The organism is Curtobacterium caseinilyticum, assembly GCF_030363035.1.
GTDB classification, from domain to species: Bacteria; Actinomycetota; Actinomycetes; order Actinomycetales; family Microbacteriaceae; genus Curtobacterium; species Curtobacterium caseinilyticum.
In genome coordinates this window covers 174,254-190,447 of record NZ_JAUCMN010000004.1, presented here as the reverse complement: position 1 = coordinate 190,447, position 16,194 = coordinate 174,254, and the positions used below count along the sequence as shown (strand labels likewise).

The 16,194-nt window shown below is 72.0% G+C and carries 13 protein-coding genes; 6 read left to right on the top strand and 7 right to left on the bottom strand.

Going from position 1 to position 16,194, the window contains the following annotated elements:
• The 4 genes from ctaD to QUG93_RS07555 form a co-directional block, all read right to left on the bottom strand.
• A complete protein-coding gene (gene ctaD, locus QUG93_RS07570; protein WP_289473318.1) occupies positions 1–1,737 on the bottom strand; it encodes an aa3-type cytochrome oxidase subunit I in 1,737 nt (578 codons plus the stop codon).
• 11 nt (positions 1,738–1,748) lie between these two features.
• Complete coding sequence (ctaC, locus tag QUG93_RS07565; RefSeq protein WP_289473317.1) at positions 1,749–2,651, bottom strand: aa3-type cytochrome oxidase subunit II; 903 nt, start codon at positions 2,649–2,651, stop codon at positions 1,749–1,751.
• Between the two features lie 320 nt (positions 2,652–2,971).
• Positions 2,972–3,346, bottom strand: coding sequence for a HesB/IscA family protein (locus tag QUG93_RS07560; protein WP_289473316.1), 375 nt, complete (start codon positions 3,344–3,346; stop codon positions 2,972–2,974).
• A 197-nt stretch (positions 3,347–3,543) separates the two neighbouring features.
• Positions 3,544–4,989, bottom strand: a complete 1,446-nt coding sequence (locus QUG93_RS07555; RefSeq protein ID WP_289473315.1) for a dipeptidase — start codon at positions 4,987–4,989, stop codon at positions 3,544–3,546.
• A gap of 51 nt (positions 4,990–5,040) precedes the next feature.
• Between QUG93_RS07555 and QUG93_RS07550 the strand changes: the two genes are divergently transcribed.
• Complete coding sequence (locus QUG93_RS07550; RefSeq protein ID WP_289473314.1) at positions 5,041–5,616, top strand: DUF3043 domain-containing protein; 576 nt, start codon at positions 5,041–5,043, stop codon at positions 5,614–5,616.
• A 407-nt stretch (positions 5,617–6,023) separates the two neighbouring features.
• Here the strand turns inward: QUG93_RS07550 and QUG93_RS07545 are convergent, their stop codons facing one another.
• The 3 genes from QUG93_RS07545 to hisD form a co-directional block, all read right to left on the bottom strand.
• Positions 6,024–7,100 (bottom strand): quinone-dependent dihydroorotate dehydrogenase, encoded by a 1,077-nt coding sequence (locus tag QUG93_RS07545; protein WP_289473313.1) that lies wholly within the window; start codon positions 7,098–7,100, stop codon positions 6,024–6,026.
• A complete protein-coding gene (gene nrdR / locus QUG93_RS07540) occupies positions 7,097–7,588 on the bottom strand; it encodes a transcriptional regulator NrdR (protein WP_289473312.1) in 492 nt (163 codons plus the stop codon). The genes QUG93_RS07545 and nrdR overlap by 4 nt, the downstream gene beginning before the upstream one ends.
• 97 nt (positions 7,589–7,685) lie before the next feature.
• Positions 7,686–8,996 carry a histidinol dehydrogenase gene (gene hisD / locus QUG93_RS07535; RefSeq protein ID WP_289473311.1) on the bottom strand — a complete coding sequence of 437 codons (1,311 nt, stop codon included), beginning with the start codon at positions 8,994–8,996 and terminating at the stop codon, positions 7,686–7,688.
• A 53-nt stretch (positions 8,997–9,049) separates the two neighbouring features.
• Here hisD and QUG93_RS07530 point away from each other — a divergent pair, with 53 nt between their 5' ends.
• The 5 genes from QUG93_RS07530 (at position 9,050) to QUG93_RS07510 (ending at position 15,902) form a co-directional block, all read left to right on the top strand.
• Positions 9,050–10,402, top strand: coding sequence for a rhamnosyltransferase WsaF family glycosyltransferase (locus QUG93_RS07530; RefSeq protein WP_289473310.1), 1,353 nt, complete (start codon positions 9,050–9,052; stop codon positions 10,400–10,402).
• A complete protein-coding gene (locus QUG93_RS07525) occupies positions 10,399–11,919 on the top strand; it encodes a glycosyltransferase family 2 protein (RefSeq protein ID WP_289473309.1) in 1,521 nt (506 codons plus the stop codon). The genes QUG93_RS07530 and QUG93_RS07525 overlap by 4 nt, the downstream gene beginning before the upstream one ends.
• A complete protein-coding gene (locus QUG93_RS07520; protein ID WP_289473308.1) occupies positions 11,919–14,558 on the top strand; it encodes a glycosyltransferase family 2 protein in 2,640 nt (879 codons plus the stop codon). The genes QUG93_RS07525 and QUG93_RS07520 overlap by 1 nt, the downstream gene beginning before the upstream one ends.
• A 101-nt stretch (positions 14,559–14,659) precedes the next feature.
• The gene (locus QUG93_RS07515; protein ID WP_289473307.1) at positions 14,660–14,815 is read left to right on the top strand and encodes a hypothetical protein; all 156 of its coding nucleotides are present in this window, start codon (positions 14,660–14,662) and stop codon (positions 14,813–14,815) included.
• 22 nt (positions 14,816–14,837) lie between these two features.
• Positions 14,838–15,902: a glycosyltransferase gene (locus QUG93_RS07510; RefSeq protein ID WP_289473306.1), complete on the top strand. Its 1,065-nt coding sequence runs from the start codon at positions 14,838–14,840 to the stop codon at positions 15,900–15,902.
• Positions 15,903–16,194: the final 292 nt, after the last annotated feature.

Here is a 16,194-nt window from a genome sequence, read left to right as displayed (position 1 = left end):
TTACTTCACCTCGCCCTTCGCGGCGTCGTAGGTCGGAGCGTCCGGAGCGTCCTTCGCCGGACCCACACCGATCGGCACACCGGCCTCCGGGTGGTTCAGGTCGAATGCCGGGGACTCGGAACGGATCCGCGGGATCGACGTGAAGTTGTGGCGGGGCGGCGGGCAGCTGGTGGCCCACTCGAGCGAGCGGCCGTAGCCCCACGGGTCGTTCACGGCGACCTTCGGCGCGTTCCGCGCGGTCACGTAGACGTTGAAGATGAACGGCAGGAACGAGATCGCGAGGATCATCGAGCCGATCGTCGACAGCTGGTTCATCCAGGTGAACCCGTCGTTCGGCAGGTAGGTCGCGTAGCGACGCGGCATGCCGATGACGCCCAGCCAGTGCTGGATGAGGAACGTCGTGTGGAAGCCGATGAACAGGAGCCAGAAGTGGATCTTGCCGAGGCGCTCGTTGAGCATGCGCCCGGTCCACTTCGGCCACCAGAAGTAGAAGCCGGAGAACATCGCGAACACGACGGTGCCGAAGACCACGTAGTGGAAGTGCGCGACGACGAAGTAGGAGTCGGACACGTGGAAGTCGAGCGGCGGCGACGCCAGGATCACGCCGGTGAGTCCACCGAAGGTGAACGTGATCAGGAAGCCGACGGCCCAGAGCAGCGGGGTCTCGAACGTGACCGAACCGCGCCACATGGTGCCGACCCAGTTGAAGATCTTCACGCCGGTCGGGACCGCGATGAGCATCGTCATGAGCGAGAACCACGGGAGCAGGACACCACCGGTGACGTACATGTGGTGCGCCCACACCGTGACCGAGAGGGCCGCGATCGAGATGGTCGCGTAGACGAGGGTCTTGTACCCGAAGATCGGCTTGCGGCTGAAGACCGGGAAGACCTCGGAGACGATGCCGAAGAACGGCAGCGCGATGATGTACACCTCGGGGTGGCCGAAGAACCAGAACAGGTGCTGCCAGAGCAGGGCACCGCCGTTGGCCGGGTTGTAGATCTGGGCGTCGAACACGCGGTCGAGGCCGAGGCCGAAGAGCGCGGCAGCCAGGACCGGGAACGCCATGAGCACGAGGAGCGAGGTCACGAGGGTGTTCCACGTGAAGATCGACATGCGGAACATGGTCATGCCCGGGGCGCGCATCGTGATGATCGTCGTGATGAAGTTCACCGCGCCGAGGATCGTCGAGAAGCCGGTCATGCCGAGGCCGAACACCCAGAGCGTCCCACCGAGACCCGGTGTGAACGTCGTGTCGCTCAGTGGTGCGTAGGCGAACCAACCGAACGAGGCAGCACCCTGCGGGGTGAGGAAGCCACCGACGGCGATGAGCGAGCCGAACAGGTAGAGCCAGAAGGCGAAGCCGTTCAGACGCGGGAACGCGACGTCCGGCGCACCGATCTGCAGCGGCATGATCGCGTTCGCGAAGCCCGAGAAGAGCGGCGTCGCGAACATCAGCAGCATGATCGTTCCGTGCATCGTGAAGAGCTGGTTGTACTGCTCCTTCGTCGCGACCACGTGCAGGCCGGGTTCGAAGAGCTGGGCACGGATCACGAGCGCCATCACACCTGCGAGCAGGAAGAAGATGAACGAGGCGATCAGGTACATGAACCCGATGGTCTTGTGGTCGGTGGAGGTGATCCACCGGACGATGATGTTGCCCTTCCGACCGACCTTCGACGCCTGGAAGTCCGGCGTCGTCGGCGCTGTCGGCTGGCCGACGAGTGACGTTGTCATCTGACGAGCCCCTACTTGTTCTCGCTCGACGCCTCGACCGGCGCCTGGTTGTTCGGTTCGTTCGTGTTGGTGTCGTACTCGTTGCCGAGCAGACCGACCTTGCCCTGCTCGCGCAGGGTGTCGAGGTACTGCTGGTACTCGGAGTCCGACACGACCTTGACCTGGAAGAGCATCAGGGAGTGGTACTCACCGCAGAGCTCGGCACACTTGCCCTGGTAGGTGCCCTCCTTCTGCGGGATGAAGTACTCGTAGTTGGTCTTGCCCGGGAGCATGTCCTTCTTGTAGAGGAAGTCGATGACCCAGAAGGAGTGGTCGACGTCGCGCGAGGAGAGCTCGATCTCGACCTTCTTGCCGACCGGCAGGTAGAGCGTCGGGAGCTGCGACTCGTCGATCGCGCCGTCGCCGTTCTCCTCTTCCTGGGCCTGGATGCCCTGGTAGTAGACGCTGTCCTGCGGGTTGTCCTTGTCGATGTAGTTGAAGTCCCAGGCCCAGCGCTTGCCGTACACGTGGATCGTGGCGTCGGGGTCGTCGAAGGGCTTCTCGATCGCCGACTGGTCCTTCGCGGTGAAGGCGAAGAAGCCGAGCACCAGGATGAGCGGGACGATCGTGTAGAAGATCTCGAGCGGCATGTTGTACCGCATCTGCACCGGCAGGCCGGTCTGGCCCTTGCGGCGGCGGTACACGATGGCGGCCCAGATGACGAGGCCCCAGACGATCAGACCGACGGCGAGGAGCACGATCCAGCTGGTGGTCCACAGGCCGACGATGCGGCTGGTGTGGTTCGTGACGTCCTTGGTCTCCTCCGTGCCGGGGAGCCATCCGTTCATCTGCTGCTGCGTGCAGCCAGCCAGTGCGATGACCAGACCGACGGCCACCGGGACGGCCGCCCAACGTATACGGCGATTCGAACGCACTGTTACCTCTCGGAGTACATGGCACGGGAGTCGGCGGCGGACCCGCCACGGGCACGGATGCCTCGGGCGCGCCACCATCGGCACGGAGGCCGCGCATTGCTGGCTCCCAGCTTGGTTGGAACACTCCTAGCTTACTCGCAGCCGACGACAGCTCGCGCACACCCGACACGCTCCGGGACCGGATCCGCGGGTGCGGGACGCCCCTTTCCCCCGGTCCGAGCGGGCGTGGACGCCGCCACGGACGACGAGCGGGGAGCGACCAGATCGGTCACTCCCCGCTCGCGTGTCGGTTCGGTGTGCGGACAGCCGCCCGCCGAGCGTCAGTGGAAGCTGTCGCCGCACGCGCAGCTGCCCTGCGCGTTGGGGTTGTCGATGGTGAAGCCCTGCTTCTGGATCGTGTCCTCGAAGTCGATCGTCGCGCCGTCGAGGTACGGGACGCTCATCTTGTCGACGACGACCTCGACACCGCTGCCGAACTCGGCCGTGGCGTCGCCGTCGAGCAGGCGCTCGTCGAAGTACAGCTGGTAGATCAGGCCCGAGCAGCCGCCCGGCTGCACCGCGAGGCGCAGGCGGAGGTCGTCGCGGCCCTCCTGCTCGAGGAGGCTCGCCACCTTCGCCGCGGCCGCGTCGCTGAGCGCGACGCCGTGCGTGCGTGCGTCCGTCGCCGGTGCGTTGTCGATGATGGTGTCGCTCATCCGCGCGTCTCCCTCCGGGCGGTGTCGGTCACCGCGCCTGGTCCGATTCTAAGCACGCCCGCCGACAGGACGGGCCGGCCGTCCACAGGGGCGCGTGCGCCGACGGGCGGGAGGCCCGTGGCGGCGTCGCCACGGGCCTCCCGTCCGGTGGTCCGCCGGTCGCGGCAACTGCAGCGACCGGACGGGACCGCGGGTCGTCAGGCGCGCGTGGCCAGGCGGGCCAGCAGGATCGTCTCGGAGGCGATCGCCCGGTGCAGCACGCCGAGGTGCTGCGACTCGTTCGGGCTGTGCGCGCGGGTGTCGGGGTCCTCGACGCCGGTCACCAGGATCTGCGCCTCGGGGAACTCGGCCGCGAGGTCCGACACGAACGGGATCGATCCGCCGATGCCCTGCTCGACGGCCGGGTTGCCCCAGCCCTCGTGCATGGCGGTGCGGGCCTCCTGGACGGCCCAGCCGGCGGTGTCGACGAGGAAGCCGTCACCGGTGTCGACCTCGGTGATCTCGAGCTTCGCGCCGAACGGCACGTGGGCGCGGAGGTGACGCTCGACGGCGGCGTACGCGTCGGTCGCGGACTGTCCGGGGGCGACGCGCACCGAGACACGCGCGGCCACGGTCGGCAGCAGCGTGTTCGATGCGTTCGCGACGCTCGGGACGTCGAGCCCGGTGACGGTGATCGACGGCTGGAACCACATGCGCGACAGCACGGGGCCGGTGCCGACGGGCTGCACGCCCTCGAGCAGCGCTGCGTCCGACGCGAGCTCGGCGTCGGAGCGCTCGGGCACGTCGGCGTCGTACGCGGTGAGCCCCTCGACGGCGACCGAGCCGGCGTCGTCGTGCAGCGAGGCGAGCAGGCGCACCATCGGGATCACGGCGTCGGGCGCCGCTCCCCCGAACATGCCGCTGTGGCTCGCGTGCTCGAGCGTCGTCACGGCGAGCTTGAACGTGACGTTGCCGCGGAGGGAGACCGTGATCGACGGGACCTCGGTCGACCAGTTGTCGCTGTCCGCCACCACGATGACGTCGGCGGCCAGGTGCTCCCGCTGCTCGCGGAGGAACGTGCGGAACGACCGGGAGCCGAACTCCTCCTCGCCCTCGACGAACAGGACCACGCCCAGCTCGAGGTCGTCGCCGAACTGCGCGTGCAGCGCACGGAGGGAGGCGACGTGGGTCATCACGCCGGCCTTGTCGTCGGAGGCGCCCCGGCCGTACAGGCGGTCGCCGCGCAGGGTGGGCTCGAACGGCGGGGTGTCCCAGAGGGCGTCGTCGCCCTGGGGCTGCACGTCGTGGTGCGCGTAGAGCACGACGGTGGGCCTGCCGTTCCGCGCCGGACGGACCGCGAGGACGGCGGGCTGCCCGAGCTCGCGCCCGTCCGCGTCGGCGGTGGCGGTGTCCCCGTCGACGGCGGAGCGGACGATGCGGACCGCGTCCTCGGCGAAGACCCCGGTCGAGCGGGCCAGGTCCGCGACGGCCTCCGCGCTCGCCTGCACGTGCGCCGGGTCGAAGGCCGACCACGACACCGACGGCAGCCGGACCAGCGCGGAGAGGTCGGCGATCGTGGTCGGGAGCCCGCCCTGCACGTGTTCGCGGAGGGCGTCGAGGAGCGCGGGGTCGGTCGCGGAGCTGTGCTGGTCGGTGTCGGTCATGTCCCGTAATCTAGAGGAGATCCAGCACGCAACCGCAGTCAGGAACGCACCGTGGCGAAGGCAGCCCCCAAGACCAACACGACCGTCAACCCGTCGGAGGAGGAACTCCTCGAGTCGGGGAAGGGCCGTCCGACGCCGTCGCGTCGTGAGCGCGAGGCCGCCAACCGTCGCCCCCTCGTCGGCAACAGCCCGCAGGACAAGAAGGCAGCGCGTGCGCGGCTGAACTCCGAGCGCGAGAAGGCCCGGGTGGGCATGGCCAACGGCGAGGAGCGCTACCTCCCCGCGAAGGACAAGGGCGAGCAGCGGAAGTTCGTGCGCGACTGGATCGACGCACGGTGGAACGTGGGCGAGGTCATGATGCCCGTGCTCGTGCTCTTCCTCATCGTCGGTTTCGCGGCCGCGCAGACGGTGCTCGCGTCGTACTCGCTGCTGCTCGTGTGGGCGTTCGTGGCGCTGTTCGTGCTCGACTGCGTCGTGCTCTGGCTGTCGCTGCGCAAGAAGCTCACGGCGAAGTTCGGCGAGATGCAGCGTGGGACGTTCCTCTACATCCTGACCCGCGCGTGGCAGCTGCGCTTCCTGCGCCTGCCGAAGCCGCAGGTCCGTCGGGGTGAGTACCCGACCCTCTGACACGCGCGGGTCTCCCGCGTCGAGCGCCGTCCGGCCGAGCCGGGCGGCGCTCCGTCGTTCCCGATGGGGCGCGCGAGCGGGCCCCGCTACCGTCACGCTCGACGCCCGTCGCGACGGGAATCGCCCGACCGACGAACGTGAGCGGCACGTCGTGCACGCTCGACAGCGGTCGCCCCGGCGCTCTCCGGCGTCGGACGCTCGGCCGGGCCCGACGCTCGGCCGAGCGACGGCGGTCGAGTCGAACCACGATCCCGACGTCGAACCAGCCGCGGCACCTGGTTCGATGTCGCGTCCGTGGTTCGTCACGGCGGCGAAGCGCCCCGCTCGGCGGGGCCGACGACCGACGGGAGGCGCGGTGCCAGCTGGCACCGCGCCTCCCGTCGGGTGGGTCTCGGTCGACCGAGCCGTCAGCGCGCTGCGCGCCGCAGCCGGCGCCGGCGCAGGCGGTTGATCCGGGTCGCCCAGGTCGGCCCCTCGTAGAGGAACGCCGTGTAGCCCTGCACGAGCGTCGCCCCCGCGTCGATGCGGTCCTGCACGTCCTGCTCGCTCGTGACGCCCCCGACCGCGATGACGCAGAAGTCCGCCGGTACCGCCGCACGCACGCGCCGCAAGACCTCGAGCGAGCGCTCGGCGACCGGTGCACCGGAGAGCCCGCCGGCGCCCATGGCCTCGACCTCGGCGGCCGGGGTCACGAGCCCCGTGCGGGCGATCGTCGTGTTGTTCGCGATGACCCCGTCGAGCCCGAGGTCGACGGCGAGTCCGGCGATGGCGTCGATCTGCTCGTCGGTCAGGTCCGGCGCGATCTTCACGAGCACGGGCGTGCGCCCCGCGGCGTCGCGCACGGCGGAGAGCAGCGGGCGCAGCTGGTCGAGCTCCTGCAGGCCGCGCAGGCCCGGGGTGTTCGGCGAGCTGACGTTGACCGCCAGGTAGTCGGCGAACGGGGCGAGCAGCCGGGTCGACTCGAGGTAGTCGTCGACGGCGTCCTCGACCGCGACGACCCGGCTCTTGCCGATGTTCACGCCGATGACCGGTCGGCCCGGGTTCCGGCGCGCGCGCTCGAGTCGACGCGCGGCCCGAGCGGCACCGTGGTTGTTGAAGCCCATGCGGTTGACGAGCGCCCGGTCGGCGATGAGCCGGAACAGCCGGGGCTTCTCGTTGCCGGGCTGCGGCTTCGCGGTGATCGTGCCGACCTCGACGTGCCCGAACCCGAGCAGTCCGAGTCCGGCGATCCCCCTGGCGTCCTTGTCGAACCCGGCGGCGAGGCCGAACCGCGACGGGAAGTGGATCCCCATCGTGGTGACCCCGTCGGCGGCGGACGGGCGCGAGTACCGCTCCACCACACCGTTCAGGAACGGCACCTTCGGCAGCGCCCGGATCACGGCGAACGCGATGTGGTGCGCCCGCTCCGGGTCCATGTTCGCGAAGACCGTCCGGAAGACGACCGCGTAGCCCCGCCGGACGACCCGCTCGGCGATGCCGCTCATGCGCCGCTGCCCGACGTGCCCGATCCGGCCGACTCCGCCGCGTGGTGGTCGAGGCGCAGCTGGGCGATGGCGTCCTCGAAGTCCTCGAGCGTGTCGAACGCCTGGTAGACGCTCGCGAACCGGAGGAACGCGACCTCGTCGAGCTCGCGCAGCGGCGGCAGGATCGCGAGGCCGATGTCGTTCGCATCGATCTGGCTCGAGCCAGACGCACGCACGGTCTCCTCGACCCGCTGCGCCAGCACGGCCAGGTCACCGTCGGTGACCGGGCGCCCCTGGCAGGCCTTGCGCACGCCGGAGACGATCTTGTCGCGGCTGAACGGCTCGGTGACGCCGTTGCGCTTCACGACGTTGAGCGAGGCCGTCTCGGTCGTCGAGAACCGGCGCCCGCAGTTCGGGCACTGACGGCGGCGACGGATGGAGGTGCCGTCGTCGCTCGTGCGGGAGTCGACGACGCGGGAGTCCGGGTGGCGGCAGAAGGGGCAGAACATGTCGGTCCCAAGGCTATCGGCTCGCCGCCCCCGCCAGGGGCCGGACGACAGACCTGTGGACGATCACGCCCTGTGGACGATCAGACCCTGTGGACGATCAGGCCCGGCCGGTCCGCTCCGTCACGGCAGCGCCGTGGCCGGGCAGCTGCTCCTCGGTCGCGAGCGCCACGATGTGCGGTGCGACCTCGGCGAGCGCCGCCGGCGTGTACCGGATGACCTGCTGCGGCCGCAGGAACGTGGACGCCGACAGCCCCGACCCGAACCGCGCCTGGCCGCCGGTCGGCAGCACGTGGTTGGACCCGGCCAGGTAGTCCCCCAGGCTCACCGGCGTGCTCGGCCCGACGAAGACGGCTCCGGCCGCGTCGATGTCGGCGAGCACGGCGTCGTCGTCAGCCGTCTGGATCTCGAGGTGCTCCGGCCCGTAGGCGTTGCTCACGGTCGCGGCGTCGGCGAGCGAGTCGACCAGCACGACGGCCGACTGCGGTCCGTCGAGTGCGGTCTGGAGGCGCGCAGCCGTCCCGAGCGCCGACACCCGTTCCGGGATCGCCGCCTCGACCGCGTCGGCGAACGCCGCCGAGGTGGTCACCAGCACGCTGCCCGCCTGCTCGTCGTGCTCCGCCTGGCTCACCAGGTCCGCCGCGACGAAGCCCGGGTCGGCGGTGTCGTCGGCGATCACGAGGATCTCGGTCGCCCCGGCCTCGGAGTCGATGCCGACCACGCCGCGCACCAGGCGCTTGGCAGCAGCGACGTAGTTGTTGCCCGGTCCGGTGACCAGGTCGACGGGTTCGAGGCCGATCTCGGCGACGCCGTACGCCAGGGCGCCGACCGCGCCGGCCCCGCCCATCGCGTAGACCTCGTCGATGCCGAGCAGTCCCGCGGCGGCGAGGATCGTCGGGTGCACGCGGCCACCGTGGTCACGCTGCGGCGGGGACACGAGGGCGATGGACCCGACGCCGGCGACCTGCGCCGGGACGACGTTCATCACGACGCTCGAGGGGTAGACGGCCTTGCCGCCGGGCACGTAGAGACCGACGCGGCGCATCGGCTGCCAGCGCTGGTGCACCTCGGCGCCGTCCGCCAGCGTCGTGACCGAGCCGGCGGGCACCTGCGCGGCGCTCGCGGCACGGACGCGGCGGATGGCCTCGTCGAGGGCCGTCCGCAGCTCGGGTGCGAGTCCGGCCACGGCGGCGGCGATCTCGGCCGCCGGCACGCGGACGTGCTCGGGCGCTCCCCCGTCGAACCGCTCGGCCTGGTCGCGCAGTGCCGGAGCCCCGTGGTGCCGCACGGCGTCCACGAGCTCGCGCGCGGCGTCGACGGCGTGGGAGACGTCACCGACGGCGCGGGGCATGAGGCGGAGGAGGTCGGCACGGGCGGGCAGGCCGCCACGGAGGTCGATTCGCTGCATCATCAGGGCACTCAGCCTACCGAGCACGGCTGACGGCCCCGGTAACGTGAGCGCCGATGAACTTCGAGAAGGCACGGCGCCTCGTCGCGGACCTGGTCCGCGTGAACGAGCGGTACGCCCGCGACGGCCACTACCGCAACGACGTCCGCGAACGACTCGGCCGGACGGTGTCCCGGGTCGACGTCGGGGTCGCCCGACGGGAGCGGGAGCGGGCCCCGCGGAGCGCCCGTCCCTACGAGGGGCTGGTGGAGACGAGCCTGGCCCTCGCCGGCATCCGCACCGAGGACCGCGCGCCCGAGGTCGTCCTGGTGGTCGACGAGCTGCGCGAGGGGGCCGCCTTCGCCGGGGTGCAGACCGCCCTGGCCGTCGCGTTGGCCCTCGGCGAGCGCCTCGGTCGCCGGGTGCGGGTCGTGATGGTGCGGTGGACGACGCCGGGCAACAGCGCCGCCGCCGCCGAGGCCCTGGTCGCGGACCGCTTCCCCGACTCGAGGGTGGACGGGCGTCCCGGCGTCCGGGTCGTCCGACGAGAGGACGTCCTCGACACGACGTTCGGCCGCGACGACGTCTGGGTGGCCACGCACTGGAAGACCGCGCACCCGCTCGACGTGGCGGTCACGGCCGGGGTGGTCCCCCGTGAGCGCGTCGTCTACCTCGTGCAGGACTACGAACCCGGCTTCAGCCCCTGGTCCACCGAGTACGCCGTCGCCGCGTCGACCTACCGCGCGGGCTTCCGTATGCTCGTGAACTCCGAGCCGCTGCGCCGCTACCTGGGCGAGGTCGAGGAGCTGGACGTGCCGGCGGAACGCTCGTTCGCTCCGCACCTCGACCTGGAGCTGCTCGAACGGGTGGCGGGGGCCCGGCAGCACGAGGGCGTCGTCCGGGTCCTCTTCTACGGCCGGCCGAGCAAGCACCGCAACCTGTTCCGGGTCGGGGTCGCGGCGCTCCGGGTCGCCGTGCAGGAGCTCGAGCAGGACGGCCTCCGCGTCGAGTTCCACTCCGCCGGAGAGCAGCACGGCGACGTCGAGCTCGACGGCGGGCGCGGTGACGTGAAGCTCGTGTCGCACGGGACGATGCCGTGGGACGACTACTTCCGGTTCATCGCGTCGACGAACGTGGTCCTGTCGCTGCAGCACAGTCCGCACCCGAGCCACCCGCCGTTCGACGGCGCGATCTCGGGTGCCCGCGTGGTCACGAACGAGTTCCGCGACACCCGTGCGCACCTGCACCCGAACCTGACGGCCGTCCCCGCCGATCCCCGGTCGCTGGGCCTCGCGGTCGCCGACGCCGTCCGCCGTGCCGCCGCCGACGGCCCGACCGCGTTCACGCCGCTCACCGCCGGCGCGTTGGGCGGTCCGCTCGACGCCGCCGTCGACGCCCTGGCCACCGAACTCGAGGAGCCGACCCGATGACCGACACCACCCCGACCGACCCCACGGCCGGCACCACCGCGTCCGGGTCCGGGTCCGGGGCCAGCGCCGCCACGCGCCGGACCACCCTCGTCGTCGTCCCCGTGTACGGTGACCTCGACTCGCTGCTCCGCTGCGTGGACGGCCTGGTCGAGCACCTCGACACCGACCGCCACCGCGTGCTGCTCCTCAACGACTGCGGGCCCGACGCCGACACGATCGAACGCGCGCTGCTCGAGCGGATCGGTGACCACCCGGGCTTCCGGTACGAGCGGAACGACCACAACCTCGGTTTCGTCGGCACCTGCAACCGCGCCGTCACCGAGCTGGACACCGGCGCCGTCGGCGAGGCGGTGCTGCTCCTCAACAGCGACGCCGTCCCCACCGCCGGCTTCCTCGACGCCATGCTCGCCGTGCTCGACGAGGACCGGACCGGCGTCGTCACGGCCCGCAGCGACAACGCCACGATCGCGAGCATCCCCTACCGCCTGACGAACCGCGGGGCCGCGCGGACCGAGGAGCGCACCCGCGCGGTGCACGCCGCGGTCGCGCCGCTGTTGCCCGTCTCGCAGGTGCTCCCCGTCGCGATGGGCTTCTGCTTCCTCACCCGGCGCGAGCTGGTCACCGAGCACGGCCTGTTCGACGAGGCCTTCGCCCCCGGCTACGGCGAGGAGAACGACTACTGCCTCCGCATCGCCCGGCACGGGTGGCTCGCCAAGATCGCGAACCGCGCACTCGTCCTGCACGCGGGCGGCAAGAGCTTCTCGGGCAACCGGAACGCGCTGCGCGCCGCCCACCAGCGGGAGCTGGAACGCCGGTACCCGTTCCTGCCGGACGCGGTCGCCGCCTACCAGCGGCACGGCACCACCGCCACGGAGCGCTTCGCCGACGTCCTGGTGCCCGCCGGGCCGGCGCCGCGACTCGCGGTGGACCTGCGCCACGTCGACGACGCGGCCGGCCTGGTCCGCGCGCTCGACGCCGCGTTCGGGGACGGCTTCGCCCTGGAGGCACGGCTCCCCGCCGGCACGTCGGCCCCCGCCGGGTGGACGGTCACCGCTGACGAGCCCTCCCCCGACGACCTCGTCACCGTCCAGGTGCTCGTCGACCCGACGCCGGCCGAGCTGGTGCTCGCGAACCGGCGGGCCGCCCACTGGGTGGTCGTACGGACGGGGTCGACGACGGTCCCGTGGTCGTCGTCCCGGGTCCGTGCCGGGTCCGACCGCGTCGCCGAGCTGGTCCGTCCGTTCGCGGACGAAGTCACGCCCGACGAGCTCGAGACCGCGCGCGAGGGCATCGAGAACAGCATGCTCGCGCCGCTCGAGGGCACCTCGGCGTTCCTCGAGCGCCGGTGGGCGGCGTTCCTGCCGCTCGACCTCGCCGCGGCCGAGGCCGGTGCGTCCGCGTCCGCCGACGAGGTGACGCGCCTGCGCCGTGAGCTCGACGACCTGCGGGCGAGCCGGTCGTTCCGCACCGGCCAGGCCATCGCCAAGGTGGCCTCGCGACTGCCGGGCCGGCGCTGATGGCCGAGCGCAGCGGCATCGGTCGCGTCGCCCGACGGCTCGCCCGGGGCCTGCGGGGCCCCGAGAAGCCGCTCACCGTCACCGACCGGCTCGACCGGTGGGCACGGCGCATCGCCGAGTTCGGGGTCCTCGACCGCGAGTACCTCGAGGCCCAGACCGGTCGGACGTTCGCCACCGACGACGAGGCGATCGCGTTCTACGTGCACAACGACGGGCAGCGCGGCCTGTCGCTCAGCCCGTTGATCGAGCACGAGTGGATGCGCGAGCACCAGCCCGTGGCGACGATGTCCTGGTACGACGCCCTGCACCAGGAGGGCCCCGAGCTGTTCCAGACCGGGCCGCTCTTCGACGCCGGTGTGCACGCGACCACGCTGCCCGCCGGACGGCGCCCCGCGTCGACCCTCGACGCCCTCCGCGACTTCCTGCGGGACGCGACGGACGCGACGGCGCTCCCCGTGCCTCCCGGCCGACGCGGCCCCGCACCGACCTGGGGTGCCGCACGCGACGCGGCCCTGTCGCGGGCCCGCGCGTTCGCCGCGGCGCAGCACCGCACCCGCAAGCGGTACCGGTCCGCCTGGGACGGCCCGGCGCCCGCCGAGGCGCTCGCGCGGTACGCACGCGGCGCGAAGCGACGCGACGTCGAGCAGCCGCTGGTGTCGGTCGTGCTGCCGGTGTACCGACGGGCCGACGTCGTGGGTGCGGCGATCGCCTCGGTGCAGGCCCAGCAGTACCCGGCGTGGGAGCTCATCGTCGTCGACGACGGCTCGGGTGACGACTTGGCGGACGCGGTCCGTCGCGCCGCGGGGGACGACGAGCGCATCCGGCTGGTCGAGCGGCCGAACGGTGGCGCCGGCGCGGCCAGGAACACCGGACTCGCCGCGGTCAGGGGTGACTACGTGGCGTTCCTCGACGCGGACAACACGTGGCGCCCTGAGCACCTCGCCGCGGCCCTCGCCGCCCTGCTGCAGGACGACGGCGCCGGTGTGCACACCGCACTGCGCATGGTCGGCGCGAACAACGCCGACGACGCGACCGCTCCGGTCGAGACGTACCGGGGCGAGGACGGCACGCTCGAGGACCTGCTCGCGGGCAACTTCATCGACCTCAACGCGCTCGTCGTCCGACGCGACGTCGCCGCGGCGGTCGGGCCCTTCGACGAGACGCTCCGGCGCTGGATCGACTGGGAGTGGCTGCTCCGCATCGGCGAGCGGTTCGGGGTCCCCCGGTACGTGCCGGTGATCGGCGTCGACTACGACAACGTTCGGGACGCCCGTCGCGTGTCGTCCGGGCAGCCGGCGTCGTGGCAGGAGGTCGCCCTCGCCGCGCACCGGATCGACTGGGACGCCCTCGCTGCCGCGGCGCCCACGCGCGACGCCGCGCTGACGTCGATCGTGGTGCCCGTGTACCGGGACTGGACCATGACCCGGCGCGCCGTCGACACCGTCCTCGGCGCCGCGGACCACGACGGCGACCGCGTCGAGGTCGTGCTCGTCGACAACGGATCCCCGCGGTCCGTGTCGGCGATCCTCGACACGTGGTTCGGTGACGAGCCGCGCGTCGTGCTGCAGCGCGAGGACCGGAACCGGAACTTCGCGCTCGGCAGCGACCTCGGACTCGCCCGGTCCTCCGGCGGCACCGTCGTCATGCTCAACAACGACACCGAGGTGACCGCGGGCTGGCTCGCACCGCTGCGCGCAGCGCTGGAGGACCCGGCCGTCCTCGGTGCCCAGCCCCTGCTGCTCTACCCGGACGGGGTCGTCCAGGCCGCCGGCACCGTGTTCGGGGGCGACAAGACGCTGCCCTGGCACTTCCTCGGCGACCACCCGCGGCACGACGCTGTGCGTGCCCTCGCAGCACCCTGGGCCCGACGGTTCTCCGCGATCACCGCCGCTGCGGCCGCCTTCCGGGCCGCCGACCTGATCCGGTGGCACGGGTTCGACCCGGTGTACGCGAACGGGCTCGAGGACGTCGACCTGTGCCTCCGGGCACTCGCGTCGTCACCGTCCGGCTCGACGTTCGTCGTCGTGCCGTCCTCCGTGGTCGTGCACCACGAGAGCCGGTCTCCCGGACGCGACGACGCCCGGATCGACAACCGTCGGGTGTTCGACGAGCGGTGGCGCGGGGCCTACCCGGCCGCCGACGCCGTCGACCGGTACGACGCCGCCGGCTTGCGGTACGCCGGGGTCGAGCCGGGCATGCCGAAGGGGCACGCGGTGGCGGTCCGGTCGTCGCGGCCGGTCGTCGTCCGGGGCGAGGGTGCGACGGCGTTCCGGGTGGCGGTCAAGCACGACGGGTCGCGTCCTTCGGACGTGGCGGCACTGGTGGCTGCGCTCGAGCGTGCCGGGCACCTGGTGCAGGTCGACCAGCCGTCGTCCTGGTACCGGGGGTCGAGCGGGCTCGACGACGTGACGGTGTTCGTCGGTGGTGGTGCTGGTGGTGGTGCTGGTGCTGGTGCTGGTGCTGGTGCTGGTACCGGTGGTGCCGTGACCTCGGACCCCGGTGCCACCGGGCCCTGGGTGCCGCAGCCCGGTGCGCGCAACGTGGTGTGGGCGGCGTCGGGGCAGGACGTCTTCGACGGGGACTTCGCGGTCGTCGTGACGGCTCCGGACGGCGTTGACGGGGTACTGCGGGCGCTCTGACGCGAGGGTCCGTCGTCTCTGGAGGTGATGCTTCGGGGACGTTCACCAGACACCGAGGCTGGCGAGGCCTGCTGTTCACCCGGCGGGGGCACGATGTGGTCATGTCGCTCCTCTCCGATGCCATGCGGTCGACCTTCACGACCAAGTGCGTGGTGTGCGGTGCAGTCATCCGCAAGCGCGATGCGCTCGACCACGAGGGGCTGGCGTTCTGCTCGGTCCTGCACGAGGCCGAGTACATCGTCGCCACGCTCGACTGACGCCGCACCGTAGGATCGGGCAGTGCCCGATCGCTCCCTCGTGGTGTTCCCGGCCTACCGGGACAACCCCTTCCTGAACCTCATGCTCCTCGCCCCTCGGGCCGCGCGGTGGCACGTGGTCGAGGTGCTCCGGCTCGAACAGCTCGAACAGCACCTCGGGCACCTCGGCGCCGGGGACGTGTTCCACGTGCACTGGACCGCTCCGATCGTGCAGCGGGCGGACGACGACCTCGACGCAGCCCGGGCCCGTCTCGACCGGTTCCGCGGCGCGGTCGACGCAGCTCGTTCCCGCGGCGCCCGGCTCGTCTGGACGATCCACAACGTGCTCCCCCACGACGCCCGGCACCTGGACCTCGAGCTCGAACTGAACCGGTACCTGGCGGACGTCGCGGACGCCGTGCACGTGATGAACCGGGACACCGCTGCTGCCGTCGCCCCGTACTACGAGCTGGATCCGGCCCGGGTCGTGCACATCCCGCACCCGAGCTACCAGGGCGTGTACCCGGCGTCGGTCACGCGTGCGGAGGCCCGCGCCGCGCTCGGCCTCGACGCGTCGGACACTGCCGTGCTCGCCTTCGGGCAGGTGCGACCCTACAAGGGGCTCGACGTGCTCGTGGAGGCGGTCCGGCGTCTCCCGGCCGACGTGCGCCCCGTCCTGTTGCTCGCGGGTCGCACGGCCCCCGAGGACCGTGACGCGGTGGACCGGGTGCTCGGCGACGACGTCCGGGTCGTCCGGTCGACGGACCACGTCGAGGACGTCGACGTGCAGCGGTGGTTCCGGGCGGCCGACGTCGCGGTCTTCCCCTACCGGCGCGTGCTCAACTCCGGCAGCCTGCACCTCGCCGCGTCCTTCCGGGTGCCGGCCGTGCTGGCGGACGAGCCGCACCTGCGCGCGGAGTTCGGGGACGAGGGGTGGGTGCGGTGGTACGACACGGCGGACCCCGCGGGCTCAGTCGCCGGCGTACTGGCCGAGGTGCCGGGCGAGGGCGCTGCCGATGCCGCCGAGGCGTTCAGCCGGCGCTTGGCACCGTTCGCCCTGTCGAGGCGGTACGCGGGGCTCCTGAGCGAGGTCGTCGCGGAGGTCTGATCACGAGAGCGGAGCACGTCCGATCGGAGCGTTCGCGACGATCAGCTCACGGAAGGCCCGACCGAGCACCGCGTACTGTTCGGGACCGGCTTGGTGGATCCCGTCCGCGCTGGCCCCCCCCTCGGCCCACACGCTCCCGTCCAGGAGGTCCGTCCAGGGGTCGGCCCAGGTCCGACCCCGTTGCTCCGACAGTGCGCGGAGGTCCTGGTTGTAGACCGTGCAGCATCCGCGTGTTGCGGGTACGGCGGGATCGCCGACACCAGGACTCGGCTGGCGCCGATCGTGGCGACGA

Coding starts and splice junctions, on each gene's coding strand:
- ctaD (WP_289473318.1), bottom strand. CDS start 1,737: ATGACAACGTCACTCGTCGGCCAGCCGACAGCGCCGACGACGCCGGAC.
- QUG93_RS07560 (WP_289473316.1), bottom strand. CDS start 3,346: ATGAGCGACACCATCATCGACAACGCACCGGCGACGGACGCACGCACG.
- QUG93_RS07555 (WP_289473315.1), bottom strand. CDS start 4,989: ATGACCGACACCGACCAGCACAGCTCCGCGACCGACCCCGCGCTCCTC.
- QUG93_RS07545 (WP_289473313.1), bottom strand. CDS start 7,100: ATGAGCGGCATCGCCGAGCGGGTCGTCCGGCGGGGCTACGCGGTCGTC.
- nrdR (WP_289473312.1), bottom strand. CDS start 7,588: ATGTTCTGCCCCTTCTGCCGCCACCCGGACTCCCGCGTCGTCGACTCC.
- hisD (WP_289473311.1), bottom strand. CDS start 8,996: ATGATGCAGCGAATCGACCTCCGTGGCGGCCTGCCCGCCCGTGCCGAC.
- QUG93_RS07530 (WP_289473310.1), top strand. CDS start 9,050: ATGAACTTCGAGAAGGCACGGCGCCTCGTCGCGGACCTGGTCCGCGTG.
- QUG93_RS07525 (WP_289473309.1), top strand. CDS start 10,399: ATGACCGACACCACCCCGACCGACCCCACGGCCGGCACCACCGCGTCC.
- QUG93_RS07520 (WP_289473308.1), top strand. CDS start 11,919: ATGGCCGAGCGCAGCGGCATCGGTCGCGTCGCCCGACGGCTCGCCCGG.
- QUG93_RS07515 (WP_289473307.1), top strand. CDS start 14,660: ATGTCGCTCCTCTCCGATGCCATGCGGTCGACCTTCACGACCAAGTGC.